Source organism: Nocardia cyriacigeorgica, assembly GCF_010858045.1.
Classification (GTDB): domain Bacteria; phylum Actinomycetota; class Actinomycetes; order Mycobacteriales; family Mycobacteriaceae; genus Nocardia; species Nocardia cyriacigeorgica_E.
In genome coordinates this window covers 31,641-48,237 of record NZ_JAAGVC010000022.1, presented here as the reverse complement: position 1 = coordinate 48,237, position 16,597 = coordinate 31,641, and the positions used below count along the sequence as shown (strand labels likewise).

12 protein-coding genes are annotated in these 16,597 nt (G+C 69.6%); 9 read left to right on the top strand and 3 right to left on the bottom strand.

Translation table 11 applies throughout. The features are described 5' to 3' along the window. Positions 1-175: 175 nt before the first annotated feature. Together GV790_RS18755 and GV790_RS18750 are read left to right on the top strand one after the other, a co-directional pair. Positions 176-505, top strand: coding sequence for a type VII secretion target (locus tag GV790_RS18755; protein WP_163814627.1), 330 nt, complete (start codon positions 176-178; stop codon positions 503-505). Next, positions 502-2,178, top strand: a complete 1,677-nt coding sequence (locus GV790_RS18750; RefSeq protein ID WP_163814626.1) for a hypothetical protein — start codon at positions 502-504, stop codon at positions 2,176-2,178. The genes GV790_RS18755 and GV790_RS18750 overlap by 4 nt, the downstream gene beginning before the upstream one ends. 104 nt (positions 2,179-2,282) lie before the next feature. Here GV790_RS18750 and ypfJ read toward each other — a convergent pair whose 3' ends face one another. Further along, on the bottom strand, positions 2,283-3,203 hold the full coding sequence (ypfJ, locus tag GV790_RS18745) for a KPN_02809 family neutral zinc metallopeptidase (protein ID WP_163814625.1): 921 nt from the start codon (positions 3,201-3,203) through the stop codon (positions 2,283-2,285). Positions 3,204-3,342: 139 nt separating this feature from the next. Between ypfJ and aspS the strand changes: the two genes are divergently transcribed. Further along, the gene (gene aspS, locus GV790_RS18740) at positions 3,343-5,166 is read left to right on the top strand and encodes an aspartate--tRNA ligase (RefSeq protein WP_163814624.1); all 1,824 of its coding nucleotides are present in this window, start codon (positions 3,343-3,345) and stop codon (positions 5,164-5,166) included. Positions 5,167-5,227: 61 nt separating this feature from the next. On the opposite strand, the gene GV790_RS18735 is transcribed toward aspS, so the two are convergent. Then, a complete protein-coding gene (locus GV790_RS18735; protein ID WP_163814623.1) occupies positions 5,228-6,163 on the bottom strand; it encodes a hypothetical protein in 936 nt (311 codons plus the stop codon). 192 nt (positions 6,164-6,355) lie between these two features. On the opposite strand from GV790_RS18735, the gene GV790_RS18730 reads away from it, so the two are divergent. Further along, entirely contained in the window at positions 6,356-7,525 is a 1,170-nt protein-coding gene (locus GV790_RS18730; RefSeq protein ID WP_163814622.1) for a phosphotransferase family protein, read from the top strand. Positions 7,526-7,766: 241 nt separating this feature from the next. Here the strand turns inward: GV790_RS18730 and GV790_RS18725 are convergent, their stop codons facing one another. Continuing rightward, the gene (locus tag GV790_RS18725; protein WP_163814621.1) at positions 7,767-9,428 is read right to left on the bottom strand and encodes an alkaline phosphatase D family protein; all 1,662 of its coding nucleotides are present in this window, start codon (positions 9,426-9,428) and stop codon (positions 7,767-7,769) included. A 172-nt stretch (positions 9,429-9,600) separates the two neighbouring features. Between GV790_RS18725 and GV790_RS18720 the strand changes: the two genes are divergently transcribed. The 5 genes from GV790_RS18720 to GV790_RS18700 all read left to right on the top strand — a co-directional run bounded on the left by GV790_RS18720 (position 9,601) and on the right by GV790_RS18700 (position 16,592). Further along, entirely contained in the window at positions 9,601-10,950 is a 1,350-nt protein-coding gene (locus GV790_RS18720) for a replication-associated recombination protein A (RefSeq protein WP_163814620.1), read from the top strand. Between the two features lie 78 nt (positions 10,951-11,028). After that, positions 11,029-13,695 carry an alanine--tRNA ligase gene (alaS, locus tag GV790_RS18715; protein WP_163814619.1) on the top strand — a complete coding sequence of 889 codons (2,667 nt, stop codon included), beginning with the start codon at positions 11,029-11,031 and terminating at the stop codon, positions 13,693-13,695. Then, a complete protein-coding gene (gene ruvX / locus GV790_RS18710; RefSeq protein WP_163814618.1) occupies positions 13,695-14,252 on the top strand; it encodes a Holliday junction resolvase RuvX in 558 nt (185 codons plus the stop codon). The genes alaS and ruvX overlap by 1 nt, the downstream gene beginning before the upstream one ends. Continuing rightward, the gene (locus tag GV790_RS18705) at positions 14,249-15,769 is read left to right on the top strand and encodes an endolytic transglycosylase MltG (RefSeq protein ID WP_163814617.1); all 1,521 of its coding nucleotides are present in this window, start codon (positions 14,249-14,251) and stop codon (positions 15,767-15,769) included. The genes ruvX and GV790_RS18705 overlap by 4 nt, the downstream gene beginning before the upstream one ends. After that, positions 15,759-16,592, top strand: a complete 834-nt coding sequence (locus GV790_RS18700; RefSeq protein ID WP_163814616.1) for a shikimate dehydrogenase — start codon at positions 15,759-15,761, stop codon at positions 16,590-16,592. Before GV790_RS18705 ends, GV790_RS18700 begins: the two co-directional genes overlap by 11 nt. Positions 16,593-16,597 lie beyond the last annotated feature (5 nt).

The window sequence follows — 16,597 nt, the reverse complement described above, 5'->3', positions numbered from 1 at the left end:
TTTTCTCGCGCGCCCGTATGAGGGGTCGAGCGATGTCGGTGTCGTCGGCTATATTGGGCCGCAACCGAAGCGGCCGTGCTGTCGGGAGAACTTGCGCTGTAGGGGCAGACGAGCGGACGTTCGAGCAACGCGATGTTGACGACACTGATGTTGATGAGGATTGGGGGGCAGCTCCATGAGTGATGTCTCGGTAGAAACCGAAGGGCTCCGCGCGTTCGGCGCCACGAATGCGGCGATCGCGGGCGATATCGCCGGGGCGGGGAATATGGATGTGGTCGCCAGCGTCTCGGCGATGACTCCGGTGTTCGGGCTGATCGGGGCCGATTACCTACTGTCGTTCGCGGCCGCGCAGGTGCTGCAGGCGCGCGATATCAACGACCTATCCGATAAGTACGCCAAGCTGTCGCAGGCCGCGTTCAGTTCCGCTACCAATTACGACGTCACCGATCTCGGTAACGCGGGCGATCTCGGCAAGGTCGCAGGCGAGATCGGCGGTGCCCTGTGAAACCACTGGACGCCTCCGGCGCGTCCGGCGTGATCGCGCCGGAGGCCGAACAGTCGCTGATGGAGCAGGCCCGCGATCAGGTCGCCGCGGCCGCCCAGCAGGCGTCGGCCGTGCCGCTCGAGCAGCAGGCGATCCTCGACCTGCCGATGCCGCAGCTGCCCGCCGACCTCCCGCCGATCGAGCCGCCGGAATTCGTACTGGCGCAAAAGATCACCGAGGAAGGTCCGGGTGTCGGCGCCACACCGGTCGGCATGCCCGGGCTGTCCGGTCTCGGCGCGCCGGTCGCCACGCCCGAAGATGTCCTCAGCGGGCTGCCACCCGAGGCGTCTGCCCTGATCGGTGATGCCGGAGCCGTGATCAACCACGCCGCGGCGCCTGTCCTCGACGCCGCCCAGGGCGTGCTCGGGCAGGCCGGCGGTGCGGTGAGCAGCGTGATGGGCGGATCCTCCGCCGCGAGTGCCGCCTCGGCGGCGGGTGCCGCCGCCACTCCGGCCGCTGCGGCGCTCCCGGCGCTGCCCGCCGATCCGGTCGGCGCCTTGATGAGCGGTATCGCGCTGCCCGCCCTGCCCGGGATCGACATGCTGTTCAAACCCATCCTGGATCTGCTCGGCAGCTTCGGCACCGGCGTCATGGGGGCCTTCGACCCCACCGCCATCCTCAGCCAATCCTCCAAGGTCATCGAGATGGCGATGCAGGTCGGCAAGGGCAGCCTCGGTGCGGTCGAACAGGTGTGGCAGAGCCAGGCCGCCACGGCCGCGCAAGACGCGGGTCAGAAGGCCAACAGCGAGGGCATGGAGACAAGTCAGCGCGGGATCGACATCTCCGAGCTCACCCAGCGCGCGGCCGCGGTGGTGCAGCAGGGCAATGCCCAGCTCACCACGATCGCCACCTCGTTCGCCAGCCAGGCGGTCGCGCTCGCGCCGGTGATCATGACCCCGCCCGCCCAGGCCACCCTGATGGCCACCGCCACCGAACATCTCGGCCAGGCGGTCAGCGTCGTCAACGCCACCCGCGGCGATCTGGCGGGTAAGACCGCCGAGCTCAACGGGCTGGTGAGCCAGCTGGTCGGGCAGAACGGCCCGGCGCCGGCGGAGATCGCCCAAGCGGTCATGCAGAACGTCGGCGAGCCGCTCATGTCGCAGGCCGAGGAGGTCGCCACCACCGCGGCCGGTTTCGATTCCGGCACCAGCGGCACCAACGGCCTGTCCACCAGCGCCGCCAGCTACGGCAGCGGTGGTTCGGCCGGCAGCGGCGGCGGCACCGGAGCGTTCGGCACCGGCGGGTTCGGTCGGGGCGGCAGCGGCGGTTCGGCGGGGCGCGCCGGTAGCGGTGGCGTCGCCGGAATCCCTTCTCTGCCGGGCACATCCGGTGCACCGGGCGGTGTCGCGCTGCCCGGCGGTATGCGCGCACCCGTCGCCGGCATGCCGATGGGCGCGGGCCTCGGCACCACGCCTGCCTCGAGCTCCGGCTTCATGGGCGGCCCCGGTGCCGCCGGTGCCGCGGGGCAGCGCAACAACAACGAGGACGAGCACTCGCGCAACGTCGACCCGTACCGCAGCCGCACCGGCAACGACGACCTCACCGGTCCGCTGGGCGAATCCACCCCCGAGGTCATCGGTGCCACCAACACCGACGAGGGCGACGGGTCCGATTACTACCAGGACCAGTTCTAGAAACGGTCCGCCATATCGGCACGACAACGGCCTCGCACCGAAACCCGTGCGAGGCCGTTGTTTTCGTCCGCCGCATCCGCGCCGTGGACGTGCGCGGTGGCGTCTCAGCGAGCGGCCGGGTTGTCCAGATCTCGGGCGGAGTAGGTGTCGCAAGCCTGCATGCGGCCGCTCTGATAGCCGGCCAGGAACCACTTCTGCCGCTGCTCCGACGATCCGTGCGTCCACGCCTCCGGGTTGACCCTTCCCTGCGCGGCCCGCTGGATCCGGTCGTCACCGACCGCCGACGCCGCCGACAACGCGTCCGCGATATCGGTATCGGAGAGCTTCTGCAGGAACGGCCGCCCGTCACCGCCGGGGGCCGGCATCTTGTCCGCGTAGTGCGCCCAGATCCCCGCATAGCAATCGGCCTGCAACTCGGTGCGCACCGCACCGGATTCCGGGCCGCGCGGATCGCGCTGCGCGCGGCCGATATCGCCGAGCAGGGTTTGGATGTGGTGGCCGAACTCGTGCGCGACCACATATTCCTGGGCCAGCGGACCGCCACTGGAACCGAACCGGTCGACGAGCTCCTGGAAGAAGCTGACATCGAAGTAGGCGGTCTGATCGGCCGGGCAGTAGAACGGCCCGACCGCGCTGGTGGCATTGCCGCAGCCGGTGGACACCGAGCCCGAGAACAACACCAGCTCCGGCTCCACATAGTCGACGCCTGCCTGTTTCGGCAGCTCGGCCGCCCACACCGCGTCCAGGCTCTGCGCGGTGAGCACCACCCGGCAGTCCACATACCGGTTGGCGTCCGCGGCCGTGCGGCAGTGCTCGGGCGTGCCAGCGGTCGGCTGGGACTGCACATCCTGGGCGCCGGTGAACTGGCCGAGTACCGATCCCGGGTCGCCGCCGAGCAGCAGCGTCAACACCAGCACGATCAGTCCGCCGGCGCCGCCACCGAGGGCCAACTTGCCGCCCATGCCCGGCCCGCCGCCGGATGAGGCTCGATTCGGGTCGATCTGCATACCCTCGTTGAAGGTCATGAGAATCCCTATCTGTGACGTGTCCGCTACAGCTTCGCACGGGTGGACCCGATATCGGTTTCCGCTCGGCGAATGTGTCTCACTACGATGGCTTGCACCGGGAGGGCGTTCCGGTGTCACATTCGTCGAAAGGAACATCGTGCTGCGCACCCACTTGGCTGGTTCGCTGCGAAGCGAGCACGCCGGTCAGACCGTCACCCTGAGCGGCTGGGTGGCCCGGCGGCGTGACCACGGTGGCGTGATCTTCATCGATCTGCGCGACGCCTCCGGAGTGGCGCAGGTGGTGTTCCGTGAGGGTGAGGCCGCCGAACAGGCGCACCGGCTGCGTGCGGAGTACTGCGTCAAGGTCGTCGGCGTGGTCGAACAGCGTCCCCAGGGCAACGAGAACCCCGACCTGCCCACCGGCGCGATCGAGGTCAACGTCAGCGAGCTCGAGGTGCTCAACGAGAGCGCGCCGCTGCCGTTCCAGCTCGACGAGCAGCCCGGTGAAGAGGCCAGGCTGACCCATCGGTACCTGGACCTGCGCCGAGAGGGCCCGGCCCACGCCATCCGGCTGCGGTCCAAGGTCAACGCCGCCGCCCGCCGGGTGCTGGCGCGCCACGAATTCGTCGAGGTGGAGACGCCGACGCTGACCCGCTCGACCCCCGAGGGCGCCCGCGACTTCCTGGTGCCCGCGCGCCTGCAGCCGGGCAACTTCTACGCCCTGCCGCAGAGCCCGCAGCTGTTCAAGCAGCTGCTGATGGTCGGCGGTATCGAGCGCTATTACCAGATCGCGCGCTGCTACCGCGACGAGGATTTCCGCGCCGACCGTCAGCCGGAGTTCACCCAGCTCGACATCGAGATGAGCTTCGTCCGCCAGGAGGACGTGATCCTGCTGGCCGAGGAGATCCTGGTGGCGCTGTGGGAACTCATCGGCTACGAGATCCCCACCCCGATTCCGCACATGACCTACCACGAGGCCATGCGTCGCTTCGGCACCGACAAGCCGGACCTGCGCTTCGGGGTGGAGATCACCGAATGCAGGGAGTTCTTCAAGGACACCCCGTTCCGGGTGTTCCAGGCTCCGTACGTGGGCGCGGTGGTGATGCCGGGTGGAGCGAGCCAGCCGCGCCGTCAGCTCGATGCCTGGCAGGAATGGGCCAAGCAGCGCGGGGCCAAGGGCTTGGCCTACGTGCTGATCGACGAGGACGGCGTGCTGGGCGGCCCCGTCGCCAAGAATCTCAGCGAGACCGAACGCGCCACCCTCGCCGACCACGTCGGCGCCAAGCCGGGTGACTGTGTGTTCTTCGCCGCGGGCGCGCCCAAGGCACAGCGCGCGCTGCTCGGCGCCGCGCGCGGTGAGATCGCGCGCAAGGTCGGCCTGATCGACGAGGACGCGTGGGCGTTCGTGTGGATCGTGGACGCACCGCTGTTCGAGCCCGCCGCCGAGGCGACCGCGAGCGGCGATGTCGCGCTGGGCTATTCGGCCTGGACCGCGGTGCATCACGCGTTCACCTCGCCGAAGCCGGAGTCGATGGACACCTTCGACACCGATCCGGGCTCCGCGCTGGCCTACGCCTACGACATCGTCTGCAACGGCAACGAGATCGGCGGCGGCAGCATCCGTATCCATCGTCGCGATGTGCAGGAACGGGTGTTCGAGGTCATGGGCATCAGCCATGACGAGGCGCAGGAGAAGTTCGGATTCCTGTTGGACGCCTTCGCTTTCGGTGCGCCGCCGCACGGCGGCATCGCCTTCGGCTGGGACCGGATCACCGCGCTGCTTGCCGGCATGGACTCCATTCGTGAGGTCATCGCGTTCCCGAAGACCGGTGGCGGTGTCGACCCGCTGACCGATGCGCCCGCGCCCATCACCGCGCAGCAGCGTAAGGAAGCCGGCCTGGACGCCAAGCCGGAAATCAAGGGCGTGACCGAGGTTTCGGCCGACGGCGCCCCCACCGCGTCCGAAACCGTCGAGCAGTAGCGACTTACGTCCACGATGGCCGGCCCCACGGGGGGCCGGCCATCGTCGTCTCCAGGGCTGCTCAGATGGCCGAGACGAGCCCTCCGGTCATCGTGCGGTAGGCGTAGGTGACCGCGATGGTCGCCACCGGGCCGGCGACCAGCAGACCGAAACCGCAGGCCAGCAGGCCGAGCAACGCGACGACCAGCACCGTGAGCATCAGCAGGATCACCGGCCAGATATTGGTGATCACCAGCTTGACGCTCGAGGTGATGGCCTCGATCGGACCCTGATTCTGATCGATGACGAAATGCAGCGAGAACATGCATCCCATCCCGACAGCGATACCCGGCAGCAGGCACAACGCCGAGGCGAGCGTGGTGGCCAGGAAGGCCAGCCCCGCGGTGAGCAACACATTGCCCGCGGCGCCGAGGTGGAAGTAGGAGCCGAAAGTCGCTGGATAGCCGTTGGTTTCATAGAGCGCGCCGCGCACCATCGCCGCTTGCAGCAGCCACAGCCCCACCATGACCGCGAGGAAGATGAACAGCACCGTCAGCGCCGAGCGCGGCGCGAGAACCTGCACGACCGCCACGAACAGCAGATAGATCACCAGGCCCAGCGCGCTCACTGCCAGCCAGGGGCCAGGATTTCGCCGGAATTTCTCCCAGCCGTAACTGAGTGCGTGGCCCACGTCGAGCGGGGCGGGCACGCCGGTGCCGGTCTGATTCAGATAGCCGTAGGTGGGCGCCTGTGGGTCGGGGCCGGTCCCCGGTGGGCCGTAGGTCGGCTGCGCCTGCGACTGATCCAGCGGCGGCGCAGGTTCGACCGGTTCGTTGCCGTAATTGGCCGCGCCCGGGCCCTGGAACTGCGGGTATCCTGCGGCGCCCGGCATTTCGTGACGGCCGTGGCCCGAGGGGGAGGACGCGGACGGGTCGCCGCCGGGGACCTGCCCGGTGCCGCCGCCCGGCGCGGGCTTGTCGCCGGACGGTTGCGGCGTGGCGGATGGTGTGTCGGTCACGGTGGTCGACCTTTCGGGTCAGCTGGTTTGCGGTGTGGCGCACGGTAGTTGACGACCAGGAAACAGCACGGCTGACATCGTCTCAAGTGATCGGCGCGCTCTACCAGAGCGGCGCGCGGACACGCCGAGCGACACGGAAAGGTTGCCCAACCGCTCGCTAGAAGTGACCCGATGCGAGTACTTTGATCTGTGATGACCGCACTATTGGCCGAACGCGCCACCGAAGTCGTGTCCGCAGCACAACAGTTGCTCACAAAGCGCATGGGTGCTCCGGTGAAGCTGAGCGATCCGATCGAACTCAGCGGTAGTGGTAGGACGACGGTCCTACGCGTGCGGGTTGCCGAGAACGCTTTCTCGCTACCGCGCACGCTGATCCTCAAGCAGGTGCGCGGCGCCGCGCCGATGCCGCGCAACGCGGGCATCACCCCCGGCGTCGCCAGCATCGACTCCGCGTTCCTGCGTGAGGCGGTGTCCTACCAGTTCACCACCGCGCTCAGCCGTGAACAGCGTCCCGGCGCCTACCTCATCGCGCACAGCCTGCCCGATCGGCTGCTCGTGCTCAGCGACCTGGGGGAGAACACCTCCCTCACCACCGTGCTGCGCTCGGGCGCCGAACCGGCCACCCAGAACGCCATGATGGCCTTCGCGCAGGCGCTGGGCCGGATGCATGCGGCGACCGTCGGCCGCGAGGCCGATTTCGTGGCGCTGCTGCGCCGGGTGGATGTGGCCCACCGCATCGACGGCATCGCCCAGCAGGCCGAGGCCGCTGTCGCCGAGGTTCCTGCCCTGCTGCTGCGTGAACTCGGCATGGAGGTCCCCGACGAGCTGGCCACCAAGATCACGCACGGGGCCCGGCTGTTCTCCGGCGGCCGGTTCCGCGCCTTCAGCCCGTCGGATCTGTGCCCGGACAATGTCATTCTCAACGACGAGGGCGCCCGCATCCTCGACTACGAGTGGGGCGGTTTCCGCGACGCGACCCTCGACATCGCCTATGCGCTGGTCTCGTTCCCCGGCTGCCTGTGCGATGTGGAACTCTCGCGCGAGCGCGCCGCCCAGATGGTCGAGGCCTGGCGCGCCGAGGTCGTCGGCGTCTGGCCCGCCCTCGCCGACGACGGCCTGCTCGCCGAGAAGATCCTGGAAGCGCGCCTGATCTGGGTGTGGCTGTCCACCTACTGGTTCCTGCCCGCCGATCACGGCCGGATCGCCGCTGCCCGCGAACACGGGCTGTCGGTGCCGCGTTCGGAGGCGCTGATCAACCGTTGGGCGGCCCTCGCCGAGGACGCTCGCGTCACCGGCGACGACGTCATCGGCGATTTCGCCGAGGCGATGACAGCGGTGCTCGTGGAGCGCTGGGCCGAATAACGGCCAAGGAAGATCGGGGCGCCCGGAATCGCGGGTGCTCACCGCCGTACCCCGCGCCGGGCTCCGAGCCGCCGCGGAGTCGGGCCGGTCAGCCGGCATGCGCAACGGGCCCGCCGCCGCAACGCCGGGGCGGCCGACGACCGGGCCACGGCGACCCTGTCCACCCGAGCCACGGCTGCCGGTACCTACCTCACCGACCCCACCCTCAGGGAGTCGACGCGGTGCGCGCAGAGCAGACCGGTCAGCTCGCGGGAGTGGCCCTCGGCTCCACCCGGCCGCCCGCCGGTACGGCGAACGACGCGCCGTGGCGGACGCCCGACTGCGGGTCGGCGACATCGAGGACGTAGAACCAATCCATCTGGGTCTGCGCGGCCGTCACCTCCAGCACACCGAAGCCGTGCGAATCCAACTCGACGTAGCGCAGATGCCGGTTGACGCCCTTGACCGCCTCCTCCACCGGCGCCGCGGCCGTCCGCGGCGGCGCCTGCAACACCTCACCCAAGCTCGACGAGGTCACCGACGGGACCACGAACTCCGCCCCGACGACGCGGCCGGCCGGGTCGGCGGCGTTCACCGGCAGATCCGCCGCCCACGAGGAGTGGATGTCGCCGGTCAGGAACACCACGTCCGACACCCCGTGCTCGGTGATCGCCCGGTACAGGCGCGCCCGGTCGGCGGTGTAGCCGTCCCACTGGTCGGCATTGACGGGCAGGCCCGACTGCGGAACACCCAACGCCTGGGTGAAGGCCGCGGTCGTCGCCGGATCCAGCGGCGGAAACACCAGCGGCGCGATCATCACCGAAGTACCCACCAGCTTCCACCGCGCCGTCGACGACGCCAGCCCGGCGGTGAGCCAGTCCATCTGCGCGCGCCCGGTGATGGTGCGCTGCGGATTGTCCACCTCGCGCCAGCCCGCGCCCGGCTTCACTTCCTGATCGCGGTAGCTGCGCAAATCCAGCATCGACAGCTCGGCCAGGGTGCCGAAACGCAGCCGCCGGTAGATCTGCACTCCCGAACCCGAACGCGACGCCCGGACCGGCATCCACTCCAGATAGGCCCGCGCCGAAGCTGCCTTCCGATCGGCCCAGGAACCCTGCGACACCGGATCGTGTTTGCCCGAACCGCCGGACCAGGAGTTGTCGGCGGATTCGTGGTCGTCCCAGGCGCAGATGAACGGCAGCAGCGCGTGCAGGCGTTGCAGATCGGGATCGGTTTTGTACTGGGCGTGGCGGATGCGGTAATCGGCCAGGGAGACGATCTCGTGCACCGGATCGTGCGGGCGCACCGATCCGGTCCGGCCGCCGTACTCGCCGCGCCCGTATTCGTAGAGGTAGTCGCCCAGGTGCACGATGGCGTCGAGGTCGGTGCGGTCGGCCAGATGACGGTAGGCGGCGAAGAACCCGGCCTCCCAGTTCGCACACGACACCACCCCGAACCGCAGCCGGTCGGGGGTGGCGCCGAGTGCGGGCGCGGTCCGGGTGCGCCCCACGGGCGAGCGCTGGCCGAGGGCGGTGAAGCGGTAGAAATACACGCAGCCCGGCGCCAGCCCGGTGACATCGACCGTCACGGTGTGGTCGGTGTCGACGGTCGCGGTGACCGATCCGGAGGCGGTGATCGAGGCGAAGTTCTCGTCGGCGGCCACTTCCCAGCGCACGGCCGCGGCGGCGCCCGTACCCGAGCCGGGGGTGGCGTCCTCGGCGACGGTGACCCGGGTCCAGATGATCACCGCGTCGGGCAGTGGGTCACCGGAGGCGACACCATGGCGGAAGACCGGCGCATTCGCCCGGGCCGGCGCGGCGAGCGCGAGGCCTGCCCCGGCCGCGGCGACCGCGCCGCCGGCCAAGACCGTGCGTCGCCGCACCACCGCAGTATCTGAAACGAGCACGTTTTCAGCCACGATCATTGATCACAACCCATCGACGGGGGACTGGCAAATCGAACCGCGGCGCGGCGGTTCGATCCGCGCTCCCGGTGTGTCGGACCCGGCCGGTAGCGTCATCGACGATGAGCGAGCGAACTATGAACGCGGTCGCGCGGGCGTTCATGACGCGGCCGGGCACCGGCAGGCAAGTGTCATGAGCGACGGGCTGTTCGACGTGCCCGGCGCGGCGGCGCCCGGCACCTCCGACACCGATATCACCTTCCGCGGCCCCGGCGCGGCGGCGCCACTGGCCGTGCGGATGCGCCCGGCCACGCTGGAGGAGGTCCTCGGCCAGCAGCACCTGCTCGGCCCCGGGTCACCGCTGCGCAGGCTGATCGAGGGCTCCGGCGCGGCGTCGGTGCTGCTGTACGGCCCGCCCGGCACCGGCAAAACGACGTTGGCCTCGCTGATCTCCCAGGCCACCGGCCGGCGATTCGAGGCGCTGTCGGCGCTGTCGGCGGGCGTCAAAGAGGTACGCGCGGTCATCGACCTGGCCCGCAGGCGGCTGACCGCGGGCGAGCAGACGGTGCTGTTCATCGACGAGGTGCACCGCTTCTCCAAAACCCAGCAGGACGCGCTGCTGGCCGCGGTGGAGAACCGGATCGTGCTGCTGGTCGGCGCGACCACGGAGAACCCCTCGTTCTCGGTGGTCTCGCCACTGCTGTCGCGATCGCTGGTGCTGCAACTGCGCTCGCTCACCGACGACGACATCCGCGCGGTGCTGCGGCGCGCCATCGGCGACGCGCGCGGCCTGGACGGGCAGTACACCGTCACCGAGGCCGCCCTCGACCACATCGTGCGCATCGCCGGTGGCGATGCCCGCCGGGCGCTCACCGCGCTGGAGGCGTCGGCGGAGTCCTCGCTCGACGGCACCGTCGACGTCGATCTGGTCGAGGCCAGCGTCGACAAGGCCGCGGTGCGCTACGACCGGGCAGGCGATCAGCACTACGACGTGATCAGTGCGTTCATCAAGTCCATCCGCGGATCCGATGTCGACGCCGCGTTGCACTACCTGGCCAGGATGCTGAGCGCGGGGGAGGACCCGCGGTTCATCGCGCGCAGGCTGATGATCCACGCCAGCGAGGACATCGGCATGGCCGATCCGACGGCGTTGCAGACCGCCACGGCGGCGGCGCAGGTCGTGCAGCTGGTGGGATTGCCCGAATGCCGGCTCGCCCTGGCCCAGGCCACCATCCATCTTGCGACCGCGCCCAAATCCGGCGCCGTGGTGGCGGCCATCGGGGCCGCGATGGCCGATGTCTCGGCCGGCAAGGCCGGTGCGGTCCCGCCGCATCTGCGGGACGGTCATTACGCGGGCGCGCAGCAGCTCGGCAACGCGCAGGGCTACCGCTACCCGCACGATGATCCCGGCGGGGTGCTGGCCCAGCAGTATCCGCCCGACCAACTCGTCGGCGTCGACTACTACCACCCGACCGACCATGGTCACGAGCGCGCGGTCGGACCCCGCGTGGAGAAGTTGCGCCGCATCGTTCGCGGCGAGTGAGCCGGCGGGCAGCGGGTGTGAGCTGCTCGGCCGACTCGATGAAAAACCGGGTGCGCCGCACCGGTAGGCTGGATATCTGTGCAGACCCACGAGATCCGACGGCGATTCCTGGACCATTTCGTGCGCGCCGGGCATACCGAGGTGCCCAGCGCCTCGTTGATCCTCGACGACCCGAACCTGCTGTTCGTCAACGCGGGCATGGTCCAGTTCAAGCCGTACTTCCTCGGCCAGGAAACCCCGCCCTTCCCGCGGGCGACGAGCGTGCAGAAATGCGTGCGGACCGGGGATATCGAAGAAGTGGGCATCACCACCCGGCACAACACCTTCTTCCAGATGGCGGGCAACTTCTCCTTCGGTGATTACTTCAAGGAGGGCGCGATCGCCTTCGCCTGGGAGCTGATCACCAAGTCGCAAGAGGACGGCGGCTACGGGTTCGACCCCGAACGCATCTGGGTCACCGCCTACGAATCCGATCCGGAGGCCGCCGAGATCTGGCGCCGGGTCGCCGGAATCCCCGAAGAACGCATCCAGTTCCGCGACGGCAAGGACAACTACTGGGACATGGGCGTGCCCGGTCCGGGTGGCCCCTGCTCGGAGATCTACTACGACCGTGGCCCCGAGTACGGCAAGGATGGTGGCCCGGTCGCCGATGAGGACCGCTACCTCGAGATCTGGAACCTGGTGTTCATGCAGGACATCCGCGGTGATCTGAGCCCCAAGCTCGGTCATCCGCCGGTCGGGGTGCTGCCGAAGAAGAACATCGACACCGGCATGGGTATCGAGCGCATCGCGCTGCTGCTGCAGGGCGTCGACAACGTCTACGAGACCGATCTGCTGCGCCCGATCATCGACAAGGCCGAGGCGCTCACCGGCCGCTCCTACGGCGTCGAACACGCCGACGACGTCCGCTTCCGGGTGATCGCCGACCATGCCCGCACCGCGGCCATGCTGATCGCCGACGGCGTCAACCCGGGCAACGACGGCCGTGGCTATGTGCTGCGCCGCCTGCTGCGCCGCATCGTGCGTTCGGCGCGGCTGCTCGGCGCCGAGAAGCCGGTGATGGGTGAGTTCATGAAGGTCGTCAGCGAGCTGATGTCGCCGTCGTACCCGGAACTGGCCACCGATTACAGCCGCATCGAGACCGTCGCGGTCGGCGAGGAGACGGCGTTCCTCAAGACGCTCAACACCGGCTCCAAGCTGTTCGACGACACCGCCGAGCAGGTCAAGGCCGCCGGTGGTAAGACGATCGCCGGTTCGGACGCGTTCACCCTGCACGACACCTACGGCTTCCCCATCGACCTCACCCTGGAGATGGCCGCCGAGGCCGGGCTCTCGGTCGACGAGGAGGGCTTCCGGTCGCTGATGGCCGAGCAGCGCCGTCGCGCCAAGGAAGACGCTCAGGCCCGCAAACACGCGCACGCCGACCTCTCGGTGTACAAGGAGCTCGTCGACCGCGGTGCCACCGAATTCACCGGTTTCGACGAGCTGACCTCCGAGGCGCACGTCCTGGCGCTGATCGCCGACGGCGTCCGGGTGCCCACGGCCACCGCGGGCCACGACGTCGAGGTGATCCTGGACCGCAGCCCGCTCTACGCCGAGTCCGGCGGTCAGATCGCCGACCGCGGCACCATCACCGCCTCGGGGCTGAAGCTGCGGGTCAACGACGTGCAGAAGATCGCCAAGAAGGTGTGGGTGCACAAGTGCACCGTGGAGCAGGGCCAGATCACCGAGCGTGACGTGGTGCTCGCCCAGGCCGATCCGGCGTGGCGGCGCGGCGCGACCCAGGGCCATTCCGGCACGCATATGGTGCATGCCGCGCTGCGGCAGGTGCTCGGCCCCAACGCGGTGCAGGCCGGTTCGCTGAACAAGCCGGGCTACCTGCGCTTCGACTTCAACTGGCAGGGTCAGCTCTCCGAACAGCAGAAGGCCGATATCGAGGCCGTCTCCAACGACGGTGTCGGCGCCGACTACCCGGTCAACACCTTCATCACCGATCTGCCCAAGGCCAAGCAGATGGGCGCGCTCGCGCTCTTCGGCGAGAACTACGGCGACCAGGTGCGTGTGGTGGAGATCGGCGGCCCGTTCTCGATGGAGCTGTGCGGCGGCACGCATGTGCAGCATTCCTCGCAGATCGGCCCGATCACCCTGCTCGGTGAGTCCTCGGTCGGTTCCGGTGTGCGCCGCGTGGAGGCCTTCGTCGGCCTGGATTCCTACAAGTACCTGGCCAAGGAGCGCGCGCTGCTGGCCGGTGTCGCCTCCGCGCTCAAGGTGCCCTCCGACGAGGTCCCGGCCCGCGTCGAGCAGCTGGTGGAGCGGCTGAAGGTGGCCGAGAAGGAGCTCGAGCGCACCAAGATCGCCGCGGTGCTCGCGTCCGCGGGCACGCTGGCCGACGGCGCCGAACGTCTGGGTGATCTGCTGCTGGTCGCCGCCGCCGCGCCCGAGGGTGTCGCCGCGGGCGATCTGCGCACGCTGGCCACCGACGTCCGCGGACGGCTCGGCAGCAACCCGGCCATCGTGGTGCTGCTCGGCAACACCGACGGCAAGGTGCCGTTCGTCGTCGCGGTGAACAAGCCGGCGCAGGAACTCGGCGTCAAGGCCGGTGATCTGGTGGCAAGCTTCGGCCCGGCCATCTCCGGCCGGGGCGGCGGTAAGCCGGAAATGGCCCAGGGTGCGGGCTCGGATCCGTCGGGTATCGCGGCCGGACTGGCCGCGGTCCGTGCTCGGGTGGCCGAACTCGCCGGCTGATGGGTGAACCCGGACGCACCGAACACCGGGGCGATCGGCCGGATCCGGCCACCGACCCGGGACGGGGCAGGCGTATCGCCATCGACGTCGGCAGTGTGCGCATCGGGGTCGCCTCCAGCGACCCCGACGGCATCCTCGCCACCCCGGTGGAAACCGTGCCGTGCGCCAAACCGAACCCGCGTGCGGCGGGTCCCGGACCCGACATCGCCCGAATTGCCGATATTGTGCGGGAATACGAGGCCGTCGAAATTATCGTCGGCTTGCCGCGCACCTTACGCGGGGAAAAGGGCACTGCCGCTACGCTGGCAATCGCATTCGCCGATCGTTTGCGGTCGGTGGTCGCCCCGGTGCCGGTACGGCTTTCCGACGAACGTTTGACTACGGTGTCAGCTGCACGTGCATTGCGGGACAGCGGAGTTCGCGCACGCGGCCAGCGGCAGGTGATCGATCAAGCGGCTGCCGTGTCGATCCTGCAGGGATGGTTGGACGAACGGAGTTCGGTGTTGAAGTCGGTCGAAGAAGCGGTACGCCGCGCGTCGTCCGGAGACGATGCATGACGGATCGGTGGGCGCGGGCCGAAGAACGCTACCGTCAGCGGGAAGCCGACCGGCGCTACCGCCGTGACGACGAGGCGTGGGGGCGAGACAGTCGCGCGCGAGCGGACGTGGCCGGGGACGCCGAGGACGAGTGGAACTATCTCGACGACGACGACACCACCGTCATCCCCCGGTACACCGACGACGATGACCTGATCGAACCCGAGCCGGAGCCCGAACCGGAACCGGTGCGGCGCCCGGCCACCCGCACCAAGAGCGCGACGCGGTCGCGACCTCGGGCGGAAGCGGCCGAAGCGCGGCGCGGCACACGGCAGCGCCCGGGTTCGCGGGCCAAGAAGAAGTCGAGGGTGGCCTCCCGGAAGGCGGCCGAGCGCAAACGGCGCAGGCGCACGATGCTGGCCGTCGCGGCGGTCTTCGTCGTACTGTTCGTGGGCGCCGCCGGTTTCGCGGGCATGAAGCTGATGGACGGGTACGCGCCCGCCGAGGATTTCGCCGGCCCGGCCGGACCGCCGGTGGTGGTGCGGGTGCATCCGGGCGAGACCGCGACCGAGATCGCCGACACGATGGCCGACAAGGGCGTCGTCGCCAGTAGCGCCGCCTTCTACGAAGCCGCCGTGCGCAATTCGAATATGAACTCGGTGCAGCCCGGGTACTACGCGATTCCGAGCCACAGTCCGGCCGCGGATGCGGTGGCCGCGCTGGTGAAACCGGAGTCGCGGGTGGGCAATCTGGTCATCTCCGAGGGCAGGCAGCTGCACGACCAGCACGATGTGAACACCGGCTCGCGCAAGGAAGGCATCTACACCAAGATCGCCGCGGCCAGCTGCATCGGCACCGGACCCGCCGCGGACTGCGTCACCTATCAGGAGCTGGAAGCCGCGGGCGCCGGCATGGACCTGGCCGCGCTGGGGGTGCCGGAATGGGCGATGGCCTCGGTGCGTCAGGTGCCGGACCGGGCGCGTCAGCTGGAGGGGCTGATCGCCGCGGGCAGCTGGGATTTCGATCCGAGCGGTACACCGGAGCAGATCCTGAAGGAATTGGTCAGCGCCAGTGCCGCGCTCTACGAATCCACCGGCCTGTTGCAATCGGGCGGGGAGACCGGACTGACGCCCTACGAATCGTTGATCGCCGCCTCCCTGGTCGAACGTGAAGCGCTGCCGCAGGACATGGGCAAGGTCGCACGGGTGATCGTGAACCGGTTGAAGGTCGACCAGCCGCTGCAATTCGATTCGACGGTCAACTACGCCCTCGACACCACCGAGGTCGCCACCACCGACGCCGACCGGGCCCGGCGCACGCCATGGAACACCTATGCCATGGCCGGTCTGCCCGCCACGCCCATCGCGGCACCGTCGGCGGCGGCGCTGCGTGCGGTGGAGCAACCCGAACCGGGACCGTGGCTGTACTTCGTCACCATCGATAAGCAGGGCACGACGTTGTTCACCCAGAGCTACACCGAGCATCTGCGCAATATCGACCGCGCCATGGAAAGCGGGATCCTCGACAGTGGCCGCTGAGATCTCCGGCGCCGAGGTTCGCAAGGCGGCGGTACTCGGCAGCCCCATCGCGCATTCGCGTTCGCCGCAACTGCATCTGGCGGCCTACCGCGCGCTCGGCCTGCCGTGGACCTATGAGCGCATCGAATGCACCGCCGAACAGTTGCCGGGGCTGGTGGACGGGCTCGGCCCCGAATGGGTCGGCCTGTCGGTGACCATGCCGGGCAAGGAAGCCGCGCTCGCCTACGCCACCGAACGCACCGAACGCGCGGAGCTGGTCGGCTCGGCCAATACCCTGCTGCGCATCCCCGGCGGCTGGCGTGCGGACTGCACCGACGTCGATGGTGTGCTCGGCGCGCTACGCGGCGGCGGGGTCGACACCCTGGCGGAGGCCGTGGTGCTCGGCGCGGGCGGTACCGCCCGCCCGGCGCTGCTGGCGCTGGCCGAACTCGGTGCCACCGCGGTGACGATCGTGGCCCGCGATGCCGGACGGGCCGCGAGCGCCGTCGATCTCGCACACCGGCTCGGGCTCACGACCGCCCTGATCGGATTCGACCCGGCGGCGGTGGGCGCGGCCGCCGCCCGCTCCGGCGCTGCGGTGAGCACCGTCCCGCCGGCCGCCGCGGCTGTGGTGGCCGATGCGGTCGCCGCTGTGCCGGTGGTGCTCGACGCGATCTACAACCCGTGGCCGACCCCGCTGGCCGAGGCCGTCGTCCGTGCCGGGCGGACCGTGGTCAGCGGCCTCGACATGCTGATCAACCAGGCGTACGGGCAGGTCGAGCAGTTCACCGGACGCCCGGCGCCGCGCGCAGCGATGGCCGCGGCACTCGACACCCTGCGCTGACGCCA

Coding starts and splice junctions, on each gene's coding strand:
- GV790_RS18725 (WP_163814621.1), bottom strand. CDS start 9,428: ATGATCGTGGCTGAAAACGTGCTCGTTTCAGATACTGCGGTGGTGCGG.
- ypfJ (WP_163814625.1), bottom strand. CDS start 3,203: ATGACCTTCAACGAGGGTATGCAGATCGACCCGAATCGAGCCTCATCC.
- GV790_RS18705 (WP_163814617.1), top strand. CDS start 14,249: ATGACGGATCGGTGGGCGCGGGCCGAAGAACGCTACCGTCAGCGGGAA.
- GV790_RS18720 (WP_163814620.1), top strand. CDS start 9,601: ATGAGCGACGGGCTGTTCGACGTGCCCGGCGCGGCGGCGCCCGGCACC.
- GV790_RS18755 (WP_163814627.1), top strand. CDS start 176: ATGAGTGATGTCTCGGTAGAAACCGAAGGGCTCCGCGCGTTCGGCGCC.
- ruvX (WP_163814618.1), top strand. CDS start 13,695: ATGGGTGAACCCGGACGCACCGAACACCGGGGCGATCGGCCGGATCCG.
- GV790_RS18730 (WP_163814622.1), top strand. CDS start 6,356: ATGACCGCACTATTGGCCGAACGCGCCACCGAAGTCGTGTCCGCAGCA.